The organism is Neopoerus faecalis, assembly GCF_029218125.1.
Lineage (GTDB): Bacteria > Bacillota > Clostridia > Oscillospirales > Oscillospiraceae > Oscillibacter > Oscillibacter faecalis_A.
This window is the reverse complement of sequence record NZ_JARFXX010000013.1, coordinates 20,819-39,131: the sequence shown is the minus strand read 5'-3', so window position 1 is coordinate 39,131 and position 18,313 is coordinate 20,819. Positions and strand designations below refer to the sequence as shown.

The window sequence follows — 18,313 nt, the reverse complement described above, 5'->3', positions numbered from 1 at the left end:
ACGACCTCAGACATACCTTCGCAACGCTGTCGCTGAAAAGCGGGGTGGACGTGAAAACGCTGTCCGGCGCGCTGGGCCACTACTCTGCTGGTTTCACGCTGAACACCTACACCCACGCCACGGCGCAAATGAAGCAGGATGCGGCGGACACCATCGGCGGGGTCATCAGCCAGCAGATGAGATAACTGCGCTGAAAAGACAGGGCCAGACAGAAAAATTCCTGTCTGGCCCTGTCCGGTACTTTCCGCGCCTTTCCCCGCGTGGGTCAACGTGTGAGTCTTGAAGAAACGCCAAAAATTAAGCGCCAGAAAAAGTTGCGAATTGCGAAAGAAAATCACCGGAATCATGTGATTCCGGTGATTTTTGGTGGAGACTACTGGACTCGAACCAGTGGCCTCATGCGTGTGAAGCATGCGCTCTAACCAGCTGAGCTAAGCCTCCAGATTTTTAATTGCCTATCAGACGCTTTCACAACGCCTGATAGGGTTGGTGACCCGTACGGGATTCGAACCCATGTTACAGCCGTGAAAGGGCCGTGTCTTAACCACTTGACCAACGGGCCGGAAAAGGCGATCCGTGAAGCGCCCGTGACGCTTCACGGATCTTTGGTAGCGGCGACTGGATTTGAACCAGTGACACTCCGGGTATGAACCGAATGCTCTAGCCAACTGAGCTACGCCGCCATTGTGCTTGTCTCGAACAGGCAACAATTACTATAGCAGATGTACCCTGATTTTGTCAAGCCTTCTGCTGCAATTTTTTCAACTTTTTTTGCGCGGCGTTATTTCAGCCCCGCGTGAAGCGAATTGCGTTCACCGGACAGCCGTTGGCAGCGTCCGCCACGCGGGCAGTCCGCTTCGGCGCAGGCAGCGCTTGAACGGTGGAGACATGGCCTACGATCTGGAATACCTCCGGCACGGCGGCGGCACACATTCCGCAGCCGATGCAGCGGGTGGAATCAACGGTCAAGGTCATGGCGGCACCCCCATTCGACAGAATGTCTATATTATAGCAAAATACGGCGGCTTTGCAACTGCTTTCTGCGCTGCCCGGCGGAAATACGCCGGTAAGTCTTACCGAATTTGTAACACTTTATTCATTTACTTGCCATGGGGTTTGTGCTATGCTTGAGACGTTATGTAGACCGAACTGACCGGCAGAGAGCCGGGGAACATAGGAGGTATTTATGAGGATACGCATTCGGAAGCTCACATCGCTGCTGCTGTCGCTGAGCCTGCTCAGCGCACTGACGCTGCCCGCTGCCGCTTCGGCGGCAATGGGGGAGGACCTGACCGCAAAGGACACCCTGATTCACCGGGAAACGCAGCTTTCCACCAATGTGTTCTGGAGTGAGGCGTATTCCGATCTGCGGACGGAAAATCTCATTACCTACACGCCCAATCAGGCGGTGACGCCCATTGTCACCTATGGCGATGTGCTGACGGACCGTTCCAGCGTGGCGGATATGGCCGCGGCTCTGGAGGCGGAGGGCTACCGCGTTGTGGCGGGCATCAACGGCGATTTCTACAATGTGAATACGGGACTTCCCATCGGCCTTGTGGTGACGGACGGGGTGCTCCGCAGCAGCGACGCCGGGTACTATGCTATCGGCTTCCGCGCCGATGGCACCGCGATTTTGGGAAAGCCCTCTATCCGTGTTTCCGCTGATCTCGGCTATACGGTGGATGACGGATTTGGGACGTCCACCGAGGTTGTCCGCCCGGTGGCGGCGGTGAACAAGGCCCGGACCAACAGCGGCATTTTCCTCTATACCTACGATTTTAACGCTAAGCATACCACCGGCACAACGGAGGCCGGTGTGAACGTGGTCTGTGCCATTGAGGAGGGCAGCCTCACTATCGGCGGGACCGTAACGGCCCGGGTGGAGCGCGTGGAGGAGAGCACGGTCACGGCGCTTCAGCCGGGAGAGATCGTGCTGTCCGCCAATTCTCAGGCGGATACATACTACAGCGCCGCGCTGCAAAGTATGCAGCCGGGAAGCGCCGTGACCCTGAGCGTTACGGCTGCGGACGAGGGCTGGAACGATGTGAAGTACGCCGTGGGCGCGCTGTACTGCCTTGCTGAAAACGGCGTCGTGGCCTCCGGCCTTGCGGCGGGCACAAATCCCCGCACTGCCGTGGGGCAGAAGGCGGACGGTACGCTGGTATTCTATACCGTTGACGGACGCCGCAGCGGCCATTCCATCGGCGCGTCCATGACGCAGGTGGGCGAGCGGCTTCTGGAACTGGGCTGCCAGACGGTGCTGTGTCTGGATGGCGGCGGGTCCACCAATCTGGCGGTGACGACGCCGGATTCCACAACGGCAACCATCATTAACCGTCCCTCCGAGACCGGGCGCAAGGTCACAAATCAGGTGTTTTTAGTGGCCTCCGACCGCGCCAGCGGCGATCTTGACCACTTCTATGTCCACGCCGCCAGCGATTACGTGCTGGCCGGCAGCAGCGTCTATGTCACGGCCACCGGCGTAGACAGCAGCTTTATTCCTATGCCTGTCCCGAATCATACGCTGACCGCCAGCGCGGGAACGCTGGAAAACGGTGTTTTGACCACGCCCGCCGGCGGCGGTGACATTACGGTCACGGCCAGCGGACGCGGCGCCAGCGGCAGCACTGTGGTCCATGCCATCCGCAACCCGGACAATCTGACCCTGAAAAACGGTGCCTCCAACCTGACGGAGCTTACCGTGACCCCCGGCAGCAAGACCGCTCTCACCGCTGGGGCCGTCTGGAACCATCTGCCTCTGACGGCAACCAATGAAGCCTTTACCTGGTCTGTTTCCGGGGACATCGGCACGGTGGATGAGCACGGCGTGTTCACCGCCTCCGCCCCCGGCACCGGAAACCTGACGGTCTCCGCCGGGGACAAGAGCCTGACTATCCCCGTCACGGTGGCTCAGGCGGCCCTGCAAACCATCGAGGACTTTGAAACTCCGGATACGCGCTTCTTCAGCGGCTACTATCTGACGGTTTCCCGCACCAACGTCAGCAATCATGTCCAGCGAGGCCATTACGCCGGAAAGCTGGACTATGTGCTCCCGGAGGACACCGGCTACTATTCTCAGGCCATGGCAGGCTCCTTCTCCACTCTGAGAACGCCCTACACAGCCCTGAACCTCTGGGTCTACGGCGACGGCTCCGGCAACCAGCTCTCTTTCCTCTACACCGGTGACATCAAGAGCGACCTGGAGCTGCCCGTCACCACGCTGGACTTCACCGGCTGGAAGCAGATCAACGTGCCGCTGCCCCAGGACTTCACTCTGAGCGGCGTGGTCATTTATGCTCCCTCCACTACGGACGCCACTTGGGACCATATTCAGGTGACCTACGCCGACACCCCCCGCACCGGCACGGTCTACATCGACCAGATCACCGCCGCCTTCCCCGGCACGGTGGACAATGCTCCGCCAGTGGTAACGGCTACGTTGGATCAGCAGAATTGGGCGGTGGACATCAAGGTTTCCGACGGTGTGGACGGGATTCTGCCACTGTCCGCTATTACGGTGGCACGGAACGGCGACACGGGGCAGGTGTTGGAGGGCTATGACACTGCGACAGGTACGATGAAGTATTATCTTCCCGGCCCCGGTGAGGCGAATGAGGCCACCCGTGTGACCGTTACCGCTGCGGATGCTTCCGGCAATATCGGCCGGGCCAGCGTGGATATTCCTCCCTATGGCGTGAGTCATAAGTTTACAGACATTGATGATTACTGGGCGGCGGACTATGTGGACTTCCTGTATAATGCCGACATTACCACCGGCTACAGCGACGGTACGTTCCGCCCCAACCAGAACATCAGCCGCGCCCAGTTCGCGGTCATGCTCTACCGTTATCTGAAGCTGGACGCAAATAAGTATGAGTCCGTTTCTCTGCCCTTTGCGGATCTGGGGCAGATTCCGGCCTATGCCCTCCCCGCAGCCAAGGCGCTGTACAGCGAGGGCATCATCACCGGCTCGGAAAAGAACGGGAAGCTGTACTTTAACCCCGACAGCTCTCTGACACGGGCACAGGCCGCCGCCATGATCGGCCGCACGCAGGCCAAGGGCTATGCGGAGGCGGAACTGACCTTTACCGACAACGGTAAAATTCCCGCCTACGCAGCACCGTATATCCGCACCATGACAGCGCAGGGCGTCATCAGCGGCTACAGCGATGGCAGCTTCAAGCCCAACAATAATATTACCCGCGGACAGATGGCAAAAATCCTCTACAATCTGATGTGATTTACAGAAAAGCCCCCGGGCCAGCCTGTTTTCAGGTTGGCCCGGAGGCTTTATTTTATGATTTGGTATTACAAGGAAGGTGTTCAGCTGAGAAGAACGGAGCGGGCCAGTCGGATACCGCTTTCCGTTTTCGCGACGCGCCGGAGAAAGGTCTCGATGCTTTGCCGACTGAAGCTGTTTTCCGATGCGTTGGCGATGTAGTCCGCCTCTAAAAGAATCTGGTAGTCCGCACCGTCTACGTTGATATAGGTGTGGTGATGCCCCACCAGATAGGCGACCCGCTCAATCTGCTCCGGCGACAGGCCGGTGTCGGACAAAAATGCCCGGACCAGCGGAATGCCCTCATGCTCCTGATATTTTCCGTTGGTATTGCCGTACTTTTCCCGGCACAGAGGGCAGGCGATGTCATGGGTGATGGCGGCGGTCTCTAAAATGAATTGCGCGTTGGCATCCAGTCCCTCCAGCTCACCGATGGTTTTTGCGTAGGTCCAGACGCGAATCAGGTGGTCAATATCGTGAATATTGCCCGCCGAGTAGTCGATCATTTTCTCCAAAAGCTGCGCGATGCTCATAAACGTACCCTCCGTGATTTTTGCTTTGCGGCACTATTATAGCGGGCGGCAGTGTGCTTTGCAACGGCAGGCCGCTGGACAAATAGGGCAGGGTACTCTATACTGAATATAGTAAAGTGCGGGAGAATGGCGTATGAATTTTTTTGAGTTGCTGAATATCAGCCCCGGCGTCACTGCCGTGATCGGCAGCGGCGGTAAGACGAGCCTTCTGCGGCGTCTGGCGGCGGAGGCGCCGGGAACGGTGCTCCTCTGTACCACCACCCATATCCGCCCATTTGCAGAATACCCGCTGCTGACGGATGCGGCGGCGGAGACCGTCCTGCAAGCCTTGACTTCAGAGCGAATCCTCTGTGTGGGGACGCCCTGCGAAAACGGTAAGCTGACCGCGCCGCGTCTGCCGATGGAAACGCTGGCCGCGCTGGCAGACTATATGCTGGTGGAGGCCGATGGCTCCCGGCAGATGCCTCTGAAGGCCCACGCAGCCCATGAGCCGGTGATACCCGCGTGTGCGGAGCGGGTTATCTGCGTGGCAGGGGCCTCCGGGTTCGACCGACCGATTCGGGCGTGCGTCCACCGGCCGGAGCGCTTCTGCGCCCTGACCGGCGCGGCGGAGACGGACACTGTCGCGCCTCTGTTGGCGGCCCAGGCCATTTTGACGGAGGGCCTCTGCGATACGGTATTCTTAAATCAGGTGGACAATGCGGAGCTTCTTGGGCGGGTCATGCCATTTTTGCGGACAGCGGCGGCAGGCGGCCTTTTTACGGCAGCGGGGAGTCTGCAAGGAGATTGGGGAAAGCGGTTTTAGTGCGCATTGCAGGACTGCTCCGCGATTTTGTAAATTTCCGGCTTTTTCGCAAAAGCACTTCACAGAATCCCACTTTCATGTTATAATTTAATAGAATTTTAGCAGATTCGCTGCTTTTTGTGTGCAAATTTAGGATAGATGGAGAGAGTACCATGAATACGCAAGAACATTCGGCCCGTACCCTGTTCCCCAAAATCGGTATGCGGAATGTCAAGACCGCTTTGGCCGCCGCGCTGTGCGCGCTGGTCTACTATTTTCTGGATCGGGGACCGGCGTTTGCCTGCATCGGCGCTATTTTCGGCATGGGCGGCAGCTATGACGAGAGCCGTCAGTTCGGCGGCAATCGCTTTTTCGGCACGATGGTGGGGGGCCTGCTGGGTATGGGTCTGTTCGCGATCTACATGGAACTGTTTCCTGATGGCAGCAACCGCTGGTTTTTGATTCCGCTGACGTTTATCGGTGTGATTCTGCTGATTCTGCTGTGCCAGCACGTGTGGGTGGGCGGCGTTCAGCCCGGCGGCGTGGTGCTGTGCATTCTGCTGTTCAATACCCCTATAGATACCTACATCACCTACGCGCTGGACCGTATTTTTGATACCGGCATCGGCGTTTTGGCGGCGATGTTTGTCAACGGGATGCTGCCGGGGGGCTTTACCTTTGGCTTTATGCACCGTTTTTACCTCCGTATCGGCATCCGGGACGATGTGGTGGATGAGTTCATGCATTCCGCATGAGCGGGCATTCAACAAAGAAAAAGTCTCTCTGATGCGGAACACTCTACAATGAGAGAACAATTGTACGCGTATAAAGGAAAAGCGCCATAATAATCTGGACAAGCGTAAACGGTTGGATTATAATGTGTGACGATTAAAAAACGGCGCGGGAAGGCTGAGCATAGTAGGAGAAAGATAATGGTGAGATTGCGGATTCGCAGGGTCACTGCATGGAATATCGGCGCAACGGTGGTCGTGGGATTGATGTTCTTTGTGATCTCGTTCTGGGGCAATCGGGAGTTCCATGTGCTGCAGGATGCGACAGAGCGGTATATCCTCTGCGAGCGTGCGGCTAAAAATTTGCAGGATGGCTCCAATTATCTGACGGAGCAGGTGCGATTATTTGCTATCACCGGCCAGCAGGTCTATATGGACAATTATTTTGCCGAGGCCGCCGATGGCCGCAGGGAAAAAGCGCTGGAGGAGCTGCGCCCCTATTTTGAGGGGACGCACACCTTTACCGCGCTGCAAACGGCGCTGAATTATTCCGAGGACCTGATGGATACCGAATATTATTCCATGCGGCTGGTGCTGGAAGCCAAGGAGGTGCCGGAGGACACATGGCCCGCTGCCGTGCGGACAGTGGAGCTTTCCGCTGCCGATACGCAGCTCACGGCGGAGAACAAGCTCCGTCAGGCGCAGCGTATCGTTTGCGACAATGCGTACCAAACTGTTCGCAGTGAGATCATCGGGCAGGTGACCGAGTGCATGGACAGCCTTATTCAGCAGACCCGGGATGAACAGGGGAGGGCCACGACGATTTTTGAAGATATGTATCGTAAAATGGAGATCGGCGTTGCTGTCCTGGTGGTTATGATGCTGACCATGTGCGTGATGGTGCGGAGGCTGGTGGGTCTGCCGCTGATGAAGTGCAACCAAAGCATCCGGCAGGGTGAGCGCTTTCCGGTGGAGGGCGCAGCGGAGCTGCAGACCATGGCGGAGACCTATAATAAGGTCTATCTGGAAAATCAGGAGGCGCAGGTGCTCATCCGGCACAAGGCGGAGCATGATCCGCTGACGGACCTGCTGAACCGCGGCTCCTTTGAAAAGCTGCTGAAGCTCCACGAGGAGGGCGAAGCGCCGTTTGCGCTTATCATTGTGGATGTGGACTGCTTCAAATCCGTCAACGATACCTGCGGCCACGCCGCGGGCGATAAAACGCTGAAGAAGGTGGCGGAACTGCTGCTCACGGCGTTCCGCAGCATCGACTATGTGTGCCGTATCGGCGGCGACGAGTTTGCAATCATCATGGTGGAGATGACCAGCGATCTGGCATACACCATTCAGGAGAAAATTGACGCGGTGAATGAGACACTGACAAAGCAGGAGGGCGATGGCCCCAAGGTATCCCTGAGCGTCGGCGTTGCGTTCTCTGACAGGAAGAACCCCAGCAGAACGATTTTTGAGGATGCGGATAAGGCACTGTACGAACAGAAGAACCACGGAAAATGCGGATGCAGCTTCTATGAGGGCCTGCCGGCGGAAACAGAAACCTCGGAACACTAAGAGAAAAAGCAATAAAAGGAGCCCGGTCTCTAAATTGAGACCGGGTTCCTTTTCCCTATATACCGTTCCCCACAAACGGCTTCAGGCAGCGTATTTCACGCTTTCCCACACACGCGCAGTTAAAATAGATAGTGTTTTTAAACGGAGGTCCAGATTTCGCCGTTTTTGCATACAAAGGCGGCGGCCTCGGAATAGGCGTAATTGTTCATGGCGTCCCGCATTTCGTAAATCATGGCATAAGTACCGTCAGGCAGGGCCATCTCTCCGAAAGCGGTGTCCTCCGTCACGGTGAAGGTGTCCGCCGTGTAGGGCTCAAAATCGTCCTCACCCTCGAAGGAGGCCATGTACCAGATGGTTGTAAGCTCGTCGCCGGGCTGGAGCAGGCGCAGCTCCTTATCGGCCATGCCGTGATCGTCAATGCCCTGCCGTGCACCCAGAATGCTCCACTCCTGCGTGGTGAAGTCATAGGCAACCTGCAGGTTATAGGGCTCGCCGTTGAGCAGCACAGGCACAGCGTAGAGGTTGTAGTCCGCGCTGTCAAAGCTCAGCTCCATATAGGCAAGATAACCGTCAATGCTGCCCCAGACGCCCCGGAAGTTATCGGAGAACACACCGTTTTCCCAGTCACCCTCCATGTCATTGTCTGTGCCCAGTTTCAGCATCATGTCATTTTCTTCATCCGTATAGTAGAGGGAGAAGCTGATGCCGGCCAGAATGTCATTGGCCTCCGGCCCCAGCGTCAGAACGGAGTTTCCGTTCTCATCCAAATCCAGCGGCATTCCGTCCCAGTTCATGGTATAGAGATTTTGAATTTCCGGCAGCGAATCGAGGTCCATATCGGAGATATAGTCCATTCCGTCCTCATCCAGCTCGCCGGTGAGCTCATAGGCGTAGAAATACTTGAAGGCAGTTCCGGCACCCAGCGCCGCGTAGCCGGTGAAGTCATCCAAATCACCGTTATAGGAATAATAGCAGCTCAGGCCGGTAGCATCGGCACGATATGGACCGCCAACCTGATAGAGCACACAGTCATCCAGCGCGTCCAGCACCTCCTGCGCGGAACGCAGCGTGCCAGAGCTCAAGCGGGCCAGATGGCCGAGGTCCACCATGTTGGTGTAGCCCTGTTCCCGGGTATTGCCGCCGTAGTTTTCGCTTTGGGCCGCCGTTCTGGCAAACTGGGAGAAGAAGGCGGGATCGTCGCACGCCAGAGACAGCGCCTCTGCGCCGAAGACCTCGTAGGCGTCCAGCAGCGGACCAACCTTGGAAAGATCGGTGAGGGACAGGGTGGTGTTATCCTGCGTCCCCACAGCCTCACAGCCGCTATAGTAGGCGTCGCAGATGATTTTGCCAAGCGCCGCACCGTCCATGGTGGGCTTCTGCGCCAGTGCGCCTACCCACTGGGAATAGTACCAGCCGTTGGCAGGCTCCGTTTCCTCAGAGGCCACCAGATAGTGCGCAATATCGGAAAATGTATTTGCCACGTCTACCGTAGCCATCAGGCAGGTGTCAAAGCCCACCAGTTCCAAGGGCTGACGGTCCGCAGAGGGCGTCCATACATTCGTGAACGCCTCGTACATCTCGTCCAGCGTCAGGGAGTCATAGTCATACAGCTCGTCGAAGGACGCGCCGGACACGCTGCCGCCGCCATGGTTCCAGAACACAACAGCCGTGCGCTGGGCGGGATAGTTTTCCTTGGCAAAGCGCAGGAAGTCCTCCAGCGTGTCCTCTGCGCCCATGCTGGCGGAGGGCTGCTCGTCCACCAGTGAAAGCCCCTCGCTGCTGTATACCCAGCGCTGGAGCTTTTCGGCGTCCACAAGATCGTTCTGCCAGACGGAGGAGCCGCCGGTCTGAATGACCACGTTTACTTCTTCGGGCAGTTCCACCTCCATCAGCTCCGAGAGGTCGGAGGTGGCAAAGCCGCCGCCGGATTCCAGATCGCTGCCGCAGAGATACCAGTAAACGGCCCATGTTCCATCTGCCGCGTCCGTTTCGTCAGAGGCGGGAGTGTCGCCGCCGCAGGCGGTCAGGGAAACGAGCATGACCAGCGCCAGCAGCAGGAAAATCACATTTTTACGCATACCATTCCTCCTTAAATTCCAAGAAGCTGCCGCTTTTTCGCCGTAAATTCCTCTTCGGTGAGGATACCGGCGTCCATCAGGGCCTTGTACTTTTGAATTTCCTCAATGGCGTTTGCCGGGGTGGCGGGCTGCGCTACCTGCTGCGCGGGAGCCGCCTTGGCGCCGGGATATTCCTCCCGGGCCGCCGGATCAATGAAGCGCATCAGCTTCAGCGCAAGGGCGTGGAGCTGCTCGGCCTTTTCCTGATAGTCCTTCATGTAGCGCTCGGCGCTGGGATTCTCCCGGTCAAACTCGGGAGCGTCCAGCTTTTCGTGGAAGCTGTGCCAATAGGGATGCTCCAGCGTCAGCTCCACATGGAAATTCTTGATGGGCGGGTCCATCTCAAATTCCGGGCGGTTGCGTTCGCTTTCCCGCTCCCATTCCCGGCGGGCGTCCTCGTCATCGTTGAGGTGGCGCATCCGCTCCAGCGTTTGAATGTGCTCATATTCCTGCCGCTGAAGCTGGAACTGGGCGATGAGCGGCGCAATCTCATTCATCCGGGCGGGGACAATGCTTTCATGGCAGCGCAGAACGCCGGCTCCGCTCTCGTAGATGGGGGAGGTATCCTCTAAAATGCGGAAGCCCTTCAGGGCGGCGGCGGGGAAGACCCATGCCCGATCATTGTCCTTCAGGCGGAATAGGCCGTGGGCCTCGTCCACCTGAAGATATCCGCTGAGAAAACCGTAGCTGATTTGGAATGTCTTTGAAAAGCTGCTCCGCAGAGCGGCATTTTCATCATAACGGGCAATGTACTGCCGGAAATCTGCCAGCGTCATCTTGCCCTGAACGCCATCCGGCAGGTCAATTTTATTATCGCAGTCCTTGCAGATGGCTTCATTTTCAAATTTCGTTGCCAGAAAGCGGGGAGTAGGACTGCCGCAGATGGGGCAGAGCTTCTTGTTGTTGCTGAATAATCCCATGATTTCGTTCCTCCCAAAATGTGATAAGATAGCCTGTTTATATCGTGTGGCCCGTCAGCGGTGTGCCCGGCGTGGGCAGGCAGCCGCGGGGGTGAAAGCCAAGGAGCCTTGCCGCAAGAGAGACCGGGAACCGGTCCAGTACACGGTTCAGTCCGGCGGCGGAGTCATTATAAATAAGGTAGCTGGTACGCAGCATTTTTTCATAGCCGTTCATGGCGTTCAGACACCGCAGACCGTCCGGAGTGGAGGCAAGGGCGGTGTGGTATCCGTCCACAGCGGAGAGGCGGGACAGCGCGTGGGCGATGACAGCGGCCTGTGCCTCCGCGGCGGCGGGGGTCGATTCGGCTGTAATGGGTGCCTGCTTGGCTTGAATCTCCTCCAAAATGGCGGGGACGACGGGCAGCGCGTAGAGCTCCGGCAGACGCAGCAGCATATTGAGCGCGTCAAAGCGGGAGGCGAGCTGCACGCCGATCTGGCTCATGGCGCTGCCAGCGTTTTCATCCAATACAGACAGTTTGTGCCGCACGGACAGCAGCCAGCTCCCCAGCAATATCAGCAGCAGCGCTGCAATGATGAGCGGATACATAGCGTCCACCTCCATTTCTGCCGTTTTTAAAATGTGCGTCGGGGGTTGCTGTCAACAAAGCAGCGGATGCGGATCGTGCCGCATCCGCTGCCGGAGAGCTTGGATTATTCCTGAACGAAGTAAAGGCCGTTGAGGCCGCTGTCATCGGACAGGGCGATCATCACGGTCTGGCCCAGATCGCTGAAGACGCAGAAATAAGGAATGCTCTGGCCGTCGTTGTCCACGGTGACGCCGACGCAGAGAGAACCATCATCGTCCTGCAGCAGCTCGTAAACACCGTCAAGGCTGCCGCCGCCCTGCACGATCTGCATTGCGCCATCCTCGCCGAAGACGAATTGGAGCGTACCGCCATAAAGGCTCAGAGTCTGTGTAGCGTCATCGTCATCCATTTCCTCACCGTCCAGATAGCCGCCGGCGAAGTTCCAAGTGGTTCCCTCCAGCTCGGGAGGATCGATGCGGGTGATATCCGTCATGAGGTTGAACTTTTCGCCGGTATCTTCCGGGGTCTCGGTGTCCGCAGTGTCATCCGGGGTGGTGTCCTCGGTGGGAGCGGGGTCTGCGGTATCATCGCTCGTATCGTCGGAGCCGCCGCAGGCGGCCAGAGACAGGACCATCATCAGGCTCAGCAAGAGTGCAAGAAACTTTTTCATCGTAATTCTCCTTGTATGTATTTTGGGGTTTGCGGCGAACAGCGTTGCTGTTGTACCCAGTATATAACACCGGGTACGAAAAAAGGGCGTTTCTGCACGAAACGCCCTGAAACTGTCATGAAACGTATGGGGGACTACAGAGAGACCCGCAGAAGGAAGCGCCCATTCTGAACGGCGAAGCTGTAAATACCGCCGTACCGCTCCGCAATGGCACAGATGCTCCGCACGCCGATTCCATGCCCCGGCTGGTTCGAGACGGGAATCCCGTGCTCAAAGCGGACAGTATCCACGCAGTCATTGACCACCTGAAGAAAGAGCTTGCCGCTCTTTTCGTAGGTCTGCACCTCAATGCTGCCGCTCTCGCCTATCTGCTCCGCCCGCCGCCGACAGGCGTTCAGCGCGTTTTCAAGAGCGTTGGACAGCAGCACGCAAAGGTCGCTTTCGGTCAACGGCAGAGCATGGGGCAGCTCCGCGTGGATAGACAGGGGAATCCCCTTTGCGGCGGCCCGCCCCGCAAAGGAGGAAAAAATCAGATTGGCGGCCTCGTTTTCGCAGTAGACCGTAACGCGGCTGGCTTCAATCTCATCGCTGATAGAGCGGATATAGGACTGCGCCTGTGTGTACTGACCGTTTTCAAGACACGCGGAGAGATATTGCAGATGATGGCGCAGATCGTGGCGGTAGGCCCGGGTCTTATTCTGGGATTCCCGCATGGCCTCAATTTCCCGCACCGCTTGGTGGACCTGCAAATTCAGGCTGTTCTGCATCTGCTCGAGGTAGGTTCTGGCCCGCTGCTCCTCGGAAAGCCGGAAGACGAAAATCAGATACGCAACGCTGCATACAAAGGGCATGAACTCCACCACCGTCGGGGAACCGCTGGAGAGAAGATTTGTATAGACCCGCGTCAGATAGTCGAAGGCATAGTACACAGCCGGGATGATGCCGAACTGGCATTGAATCGGTGCAGGATATTGGGAGACGGAGCGCACGGCGGGCGCGGCCCGCAGCAAAAGCAGAAGCAGCGGCACGGTCAGCGCCAGCTCCACGGCCTGCTGCATGGCATCTCCGCCGGCGCAGAGCTCCACGATGAGCAGCGCCAGCCAGCGGCGGAGCTGACAGCAGAGATACGCGGTCAGCACGGAGATAACGGGCCAGAGCCGCTGCCGGCTCAACAGGCACAAAATGAGAATCAGGGGAAGGTGGGTGTGCAGGGGATAAAGATACTGTCCCAGCTCCGGCGTGATTCCAAAATAAACAACGGCCTGCAACAGAAAAATACCCAGCGTGAACAAAGCCATTTCCAGTACTTTGCGCCGGGACCATGTAATATTGCAGAAAGCGGCGGAGAGCACAATGCCGAACAGGCCCACCGCCACGGTGTTGCAGATATAGAGGGGCGTCACGTTGAAAACACCTGCTTTCTGCGGAAGGCGTATTCCAGATAGAGGTCCTTTACCTCTGTGTATTTTCCCCGGGGGAGGGGCAGCTCCGTGTCATCGGTCATGGTGATGGCCTTGGGCGCGATGCGCTTGATGTGCTCTAAATTGACAAGGAAGCTGCGGTGCAGCCGAAAGAACTGCTCATAGCCGGTCAACTGCTCGCAAAGATGGTCCATGCTGCCGGTGCTCTCCAACACGGTGCCATCCTCCAGATGGAGCCAGAGGGAGCGGCCCTGAACCTCGCAATAGCTCAGCTTTTCCAGCTCCACCCGGGTGATGCCGCTCTTGCAGCGGAGAATCAGACTGGAGCTGCTGCTTTTGTCACATTCGGCAATAACGGAGTCCATCAAGCGGTAGAAACTCTCCGCCCAAATAGGCTTAAGCTGGTAGAAATAGGCGCCTACGGAGTAGGATTCCACGGCAAATTCCGTGGAGGAGGTGAGAAAAATGATTTTAACACTGCTGTCAAACCGGCGAATCTCCCGGGCGGCCTCCATACCGTTTTCTCCGGGCATCAGCACATCCAGAAGCAGAATGTCGAAGCGCAGGCCTTTTTCAATCTCCGCGATCAGCTCTAAAGGACTTTGGAAGGCCGCGGAGGAAAGGTCCGCATTCCGGTCCACACGGTAGCGGTCCAGAAGGACCTGAAGCGTGTTGAGTACGGACAGATCATCGTCGCAAAAGCCGATTCGCAGCATTCCATTACCCTCCCTTCGGCAAATTAAAATAATTATACCAGCTTTTTGGCGGAAATGGCAACCTCCCAAGGGTAAGATTTCCACAAATACCGCGGAAAATTTTTGCAAAATACCGAAAAGTAATCGATATAATGGAAAAAGCTGGAAAAAGCAGCGAAAACAGCAAAATAAGGCTTGAAAGCTGAAGACTTTTTACATATAATATATGCGATTGAATCTGCCCTGACGGCGGATGCAAAATATGCTCCGGGACGGAATGCGACCGTTGGCCGGACACAGGAGGAGACTATGAGAGGTGTACACAGCGCGGTAGACGATATTCGCCGCAGCGTATTTACAGAGGTGGCCCGGCTGGCCTACAGCGGGGATGATTATACCGGTGTGGATATGATTCCCTATAAGATCGTTCCCGGAGAGGTGGCTCACCACCGGCATGACGTATTTCTGGAGCGGGCGGTGGTGTCCTCCAGAGTCCGGCTGGCTCTGGGCATGGATTTGAATCCGGGCGGTCCGTCTGAGCCCCTCAGCGCCAGCATCCGGGAGGCGGCTACGGATCAGAAGTATTTCCGGGAGCCTCTGGTCAATATTATCCCCTTTGCCTGTAATGCCTGCCCCCCCAAGCAGATTCGCATTACCGACAGCTGCCAGGGCTGCATTTCCCACCCCTGCATGGCGGTCTGCCCCAAGAACGCCATTTATCTGGACGAGAACAAGCACTGCCACATTGACCAGAGCAAGTGCATCAAGTGCGGCAAGTGCTTTAACCAGTGCCCCTACCGGGCCATCAGCAAGATCGAGCGCCCCTGCGCCGCCGCCTGCGGTATGGACGCCATTGAGTCTGATGAGCTGGGCCGGGCGAAGATCAACTATGATAAGTGTGTATCCTGCGGTATGTGCCTTGTCAACTGCCCCTTTGCCGCCATTGCCGACAAGAGCCAGATTTTCCAGGTCATTCAGGCTGTGAAGCGCGGTGAGGAAGTCATCGCCTGTGTGGCCCCCGCCTTTGTGGGCCAGTACGGCAAGGCGGCAACGCCCGCTAAGCTGAAGGCTGCTATGCGGACGCTGGGCTTCGCGGATGTGGTGGAGGTCGCCATCGGCGCGGACCTGTGCACCGTGGAAGAGGCCCATGACTTCTTGGAGGAGGTCCCGGAGAAGCTGGACTGGATGGGCACAAGCTGCTGTCCCGCATGGTCCATGATGGCCAAGAAGCTGTTCCCCCAATTCAAAGACAATATTTCCATGGCCCTGACCCCCATGGTCATTACGGCCCGCATGGTGAAAAAGGATCATCCCAACGCCCGCATCGTGTTCGTGGGACCGTGCTCCGCGAAAAAGCTGGAGGCCAACCGGCGCTCCGTCCGCTCCGATGTGGACTTTGTGCTGACGTTTGAGGAGCTTCTGGGTATGTTCGATGCCAAGGAGATCGACTTTGCCACGATTGAGGCCGATTCTGCCGATGGTATGAACGAGGGCTCCGGCATGGGCCGCGGCTTTGCCGTTGGCGGCGGTGTGGCCGCCGCCGTGGTGGAGGCCATTCGGCACATTGATCCCGACCGGGAGGTGCTCATCGAATACGGCGACGGTTTGAAGGAGTGCCGCAAAATGCTGGCCATGGCAAAGGCCGGTAAGCGCAACGGCTATCTGCTGGAGGGCATGGGCTGCCCCGGCGGCTGCGTAGCCGGTGCAGGTACCATCAGTCAGGTCAAGGACTCCATGATGAATGTGGAGCGGTTTAAAAATGACGCCGCCGCTTTCAGCACCACGGAGAGCCCGTATCTGGACCGGCTGAAAGAAGTCGAAGAAAAATGCTGAGCCTGATTCTGCTGCGGCAGATCGCCCAGCTCTTTATCCTTGTATTCTTGGGCTGGGCCATTGTCAAAGCAGGTATCTTGAAATCGGAGGACAGCCGAACGCTGTCCATGATCCTTCTGTATATCATCACGCCCTGTGTGGCCCTGAACGCCTTTCAATTAGAGCGAACAGCGGACACTGTGCGGATGATGGAGCTATCGCTGCTCTCCACTGTGATTCTCAGCGGACTGTGTGTAATACTGGGCGGGCTGATTTCAAAACCATTTCACCTCGATGTGGTGGAAGCGGCCTCCGTTATGTATCCAAACTGCACAAATATGGTGCTGCCCATCGTTATCGGCACCTTTGGCGAGGACTGGGTCATGTACGTTACGTGCTACTCCATCGTGCAGACGGTTTTGATCTGGACTCACGCCCGCATTTTTATCAGCGGCAGGCATGAGCTGTCGGTGCGGAATTTGCTTTGCAACGTGAATATTCTGGCGATTTTGGCGGGAATGCTGCTGTTTGCTTTCCAGATACGGCTGCCGGGAATCGTCAAGGGTGCGTTCGCCCAAGCGGGCAATACCGTGGGACCGGTGGCCATGCTCATTGTGGGAATGCTGCTGGCGGACATCACGCCGGAGGTCCTGCGGGGCTACCGGCAGATCTGGAAGCCAGTGCTGCTGCGGCTGGTGGTGCTGCCGGTGATTTTGGTCACTATCATGAAGTACAGCGGCCTTGCGGCATTGGCACCTCATGGCGAGACGCTGATTCTTATCAGTCTGCTTTCCGCCATTGCACCATCGGCCAACGCGGTGACGCAGTTCAGCCAGATTTTCGGGCGGGATGCCCGGTATTCCGGCCTTATCAACATTGTCACCATGCTGCTGTGTATTGTCACAATTCCGCTGCTGGCAGCCTATTATCAGATGTAAGGAGCCTATCCCAATTGCGGCCTTTAAAATAAGGAGATGTAGAGATATATGAAATTAGGTATCGTGGGACTGCCCAATGTGGGCAAATCGACCCTGTTCAACGCCATTACCAACGCCGGTGCGGAGAGCGCCAATTACCCGTTCTGCACCATTGACCCCAATGTGGGCATGGTAGCTGTGCCGGATGCGCGGCTGGACAAGCTGGCGGAGATCTACGAGCCGGATAAGAAGACCCCGGCGGTCATTGAGTTCGTGGACATCGCGGGTCTGGTGAAGGGCGCCAGTCAGGGCGCTGGTCTTGGCAATAAGTTCCTGGCCAATATCCGGGAGACGGATGCCATTGTCCATGTGGTCCGCTGCTTTGATGATGAAAACATCATGCACGTGGTAGCCGATGCCGGAACAAACGTCCCCGTTGACCCCGTAGGGGATATTGAGGCGATTGACATGGAACTTATCATGGCCGATCTGGACATGGTGCAGCGCCGTGTGGACAAGGCTGCCAAGGCCGCCAAGGGCGATAAGAAGTTTTTGCATGAGGTGGACGTATTCAAGGCGCTTGCTGCTCATCTGGACAGCGGTAAGTCCGCCCGGACATTCGAGTGCTCCGATGAGGATAAGGCCCTCATCGCAACCTCTGATCTTTTGACACTGAAGCCTATTATCTATGCCGCCAACATGGATGAGGACGGGTTTGCCAATCAGGCGAACAACGCGTATCTCAAGAAGGTCACGGAGCTGGCAAAGGCCGAGGGCAGTGAGGTGCTGCCCATCTGCGCCAAGCTGGAGCAGGACATCGCCGAGCTGGAGGGCGAGGAAAAGCAAATGTTCCTTGACGAGCTGGGAATCGCCGAGTCCGGCCTCGACCGGCTCATCAAGTGCAGCTATTCTCTGCTGGGCCTCATCTCCTTCCTGACCTACGGAAAGGACGAGTGCCGGGCGTGGACCATTAAAAAGGGAACGAAGGCCCCTCAGGCCGCCGGAAAAATTCATTCCGATATTGAGCGGGGCTTTATCCGGGCGGAGGTCATCGCCTTTGACGATATGATGAAGTACGGCAGCGTCAGCGCCGCTAAGGAGAAGGGCCAGCTCCGCAGCGAGGGCAAGGAGTACGTGGTGCAGGACGGAGATATGATTTACTTCCGCTTCAACGTCTGAGCCGCCTGATAAAAACGAAAAAAGGGACTGTCGATAAAGTGGTAAATCCTCCGCAACGGTAAGGAAGGGTGTGCGCGGGAAACCCAAGAAGGGTGTCCTGCGCCATTGAAATCCTTA

At 57.2% G+C, this 18,313-nt stretch carries 16 protein-coding genes and 3 tRNA genes; 8 read left to right on the top strand and 11 right to left on the bottom strand.

All coding sequences use genetic code 11. The annotated features are described in order from the left end of the window. The coding region (locus PY311_RS11805; RefSeq protein WP_286148897.1) for a tyrosine-type recombinase/integrase at positions 1–185 on the top strand (185 nt) is incomplete at its 5' end. 179 nt (positions 186–364) lie between these two features. Here PY311_RS11805 and PY311_RS11800 read toward each other — a convergent pair. From PY311_RS11800 to PY311_RS11785, 4 genes are all read right to left on the bottom strand, one after another. Further along, positions 365–441, bottom strand: a tRNA-Val gene (locus tag PY311_RS11800). A gap of 46 nt (positions 442–487) precedes the next feature. Next, positions 488–562, bottom strand: a tRNA-Glu gene (locus tag PY311_RS11795). 44 nt (positions 563–606) lie between these two features. Further along, a tRNA-Met gene (locus tag PY311_RS11790) sits at positions 607–683 on the bottom strand. 103 nt (positions 684–786) lie between these two features. Then, positions 787–975 carry a ferredoxin gene (locus PY311_RS11785; RefSeq protein WP_286148896.1) on the bottom strand — a complete coding sequence of 63 codons (189 nt, stop codon included), beginning with the start codon at positions 973–975 and terminating at the stop codon, positions 787–789. 211 nt (positions 976–1,186) lie between these two features. Between PY311_RS11785 and PY311_RS11780 the strand changes: the two genes are divergently transcribed. Next, a complete protein-coding gene (locus PY311_RS11780; protein ID WP_286148895.1) occupies positions 1,187–4,243 on the top strand; it encodes an S-layer homology domain-containing protein in 3,057 nt (1,018 codons plus the stop codon). 83 nt (positions 4,244–4,326) lie between these two features. On the opposite strand, the gene PY311_RS11775 is transcribed toward PY311_RS11780, so the two are convergent. Beyond that, positions 4,327–4,815, bottom strand: coding sequence for an HD domain-containing protein (locus PY311_RS11775; RefSeq protein ID WP_286148893.1), 489 nt, complete (start codon positions 4,813–4,815; stop codon positions 4,327–4,329). A 133-nt stretch (positions 4,816–4,948) separates the two neighbouring features. Here PY311_RS11775 and yqeC point away from each other — a divergent pair, with 133 nt between their 5' ends. The 3 genes from yqeC to PY311_RS11760 all read left to right on the top strand — a co-directional run bounded on the left by yqeC (position 4,949) and on the right by PY311_RS11760 (position 7,899). Further along, positions 4,949–5,620, top strand: a complete 672-nt coding sequence (gene yqeC / locus PY311_RS11770) for a selenium cofactor biosynthesis protein YqeC (RefSeq protein WP_286148892.1) — start codon at positions 4,949–4,951, stop codon at positions 5,618–5,620. Between the two features lie 152 nt (positions 5,621–5,772). Further along, a complete protein-coding gene (locus PY311_RS11765; RefSeq protein WP_286148891.1) occupies positions 5,773–6,354 on the top strand; it encodes an FUSC family protein in 582 nt (193 codons plus the stop codon). 177 nt (positions 6,355–6,531) lie between these two features. Beyond that, positions 6,532–7,899 (top strand): sensor domain-containing diguanylate cyclase, encoded by a 1,368-nt coding sequence (locus PY311_RS11760; RefSeq protein ID WP_286148890.1) that lies wholly within the window; start codon positions 6,532–6,534, stop codon positions 7,897–7,899. 137 nt (positions 7,900–8,036) lie between these two features. Here the strand turns inward: PY311_RS11760 and PY311_RS11755 are convergent, their stop codons facing one another. From PY311_RS11755 to PY311_RS11730, 6 genes are all read right to left on the bottom strand, one after another. Then, positions 8,037–9,977: a clostripain-related cysteine peptidase gene (locus PY311_RS11755; protein WP_286148889.1), complete on the bottom strand. Its 1,941-nt coding sequence runs from the start codon at positions 9,975–9,977 to the stop codon at positions 8,037–8,039. An 11-nt stretch (positions 9,978–9,988) separates the two neighbouring features. After that, the gene (locus tag PY311_RS11750; RefSeq protein ID WP_286148888.1) at positions 9,989–10,936 is read right to left on the bottom strand and encodes an SHOCT domain-containing protein; all 948 of its coding nucleotides are present in this window, start codon (positions 10,934–10,936) and stop codon (positions 9,989–9,991) included. Positions 10,937–10,973: 37 nt separating this feature from the next. Continuing rightward, complete coding sequence (locus PY311_RS11745; RefSeq protein WP_286148887.1) at positions 10,974–11,522, bottom strand: LemA family protein; 549 nt, start codon at positions 11,520–11,522, stop codon at positions 10,974–10,976. A gap of 104 nt (positions 11,523–11,626) precedes the next feature. Beyond that, entirely contained in the window at positions 11,627–12,172 is a 546-nt protein-coding gene (locus PY311_RS11740) for an isomerase (protein ID WP_286148886.1), read from the bottom strand. 134 nt (positions 12,173–12,306) lie between these two features. Next, complete coding sequence (locus tag PY311_RS11735) at positions 12,307–13,575, bottom strand: sensor histidine kinase (protein WP_286148885.1); 1,269 nt, start codon at positions 13,573–13,575, stop codon at positions 12,307–12,309. Then, a complete protein-coding gene (locus PY311_RS11730; protein WP_286148883.1) occupies positions 13,572–14,309 on the bottom strand; it encodes a LytR/AlgR family response regulator transcription factor in 738 nt (245 codons plus the stop codon). The genes PY311_RS11735 and PY311_RS11730 overlap by 4 nt, the downstream gene beginning before the upstream one ends. Positions 14,310–14,597: 288 nt before the next feature. On the opposite strand from PY311_RS11730, the gene PY311_RS11725 reads away from it, so the two are divergent. The 3 genes from PY311_RS11725 to ychF are packed head-to-tail and all read left to right on the top strand — an operon-like array spanning position 14,598 to position 18,196. After that, on the top strand, positions 14,598–16,121 hold the full coding sequence (locus PY311_RS11725) for a 4Fe-4S dicluster domain-containing protein (RefSeq protein ID WP_286148882.1): 1,524 nt from the start codon (positions 14,598–14,600) through the stop codon (positions 16,119–16,121). Next, positions 16,115–17,038 (top strand): AEC family transporter, encoded by a 924-nt coding sequence (locus PY311_RS11720; protein WP_286148881.1) that lies wholly within the window; start codon positions 16,115–16,117, stop codon positions 17,036–17,038. The genes PY311_RS11725 and PY311_RS11720 overlap by 7 nt, the downstream gene beginning before the upstream one ends. Before the next feature lie 48 nt (positions 17,039–17,086). Beyond that, positions 17,087–18,196: a redox-regulated ATPase YchF gene (gene ychF / locus PY311_RS11715; protein ID WP_286148880.1), complete on the top strand. Its 1,110-nt coding sequence runs from the start codon at positions 17,087–17,089 to the stop codon at positions 18,194–18,196. Positions 18,197–18,313 lie beyond the last annotated feature (117 nt).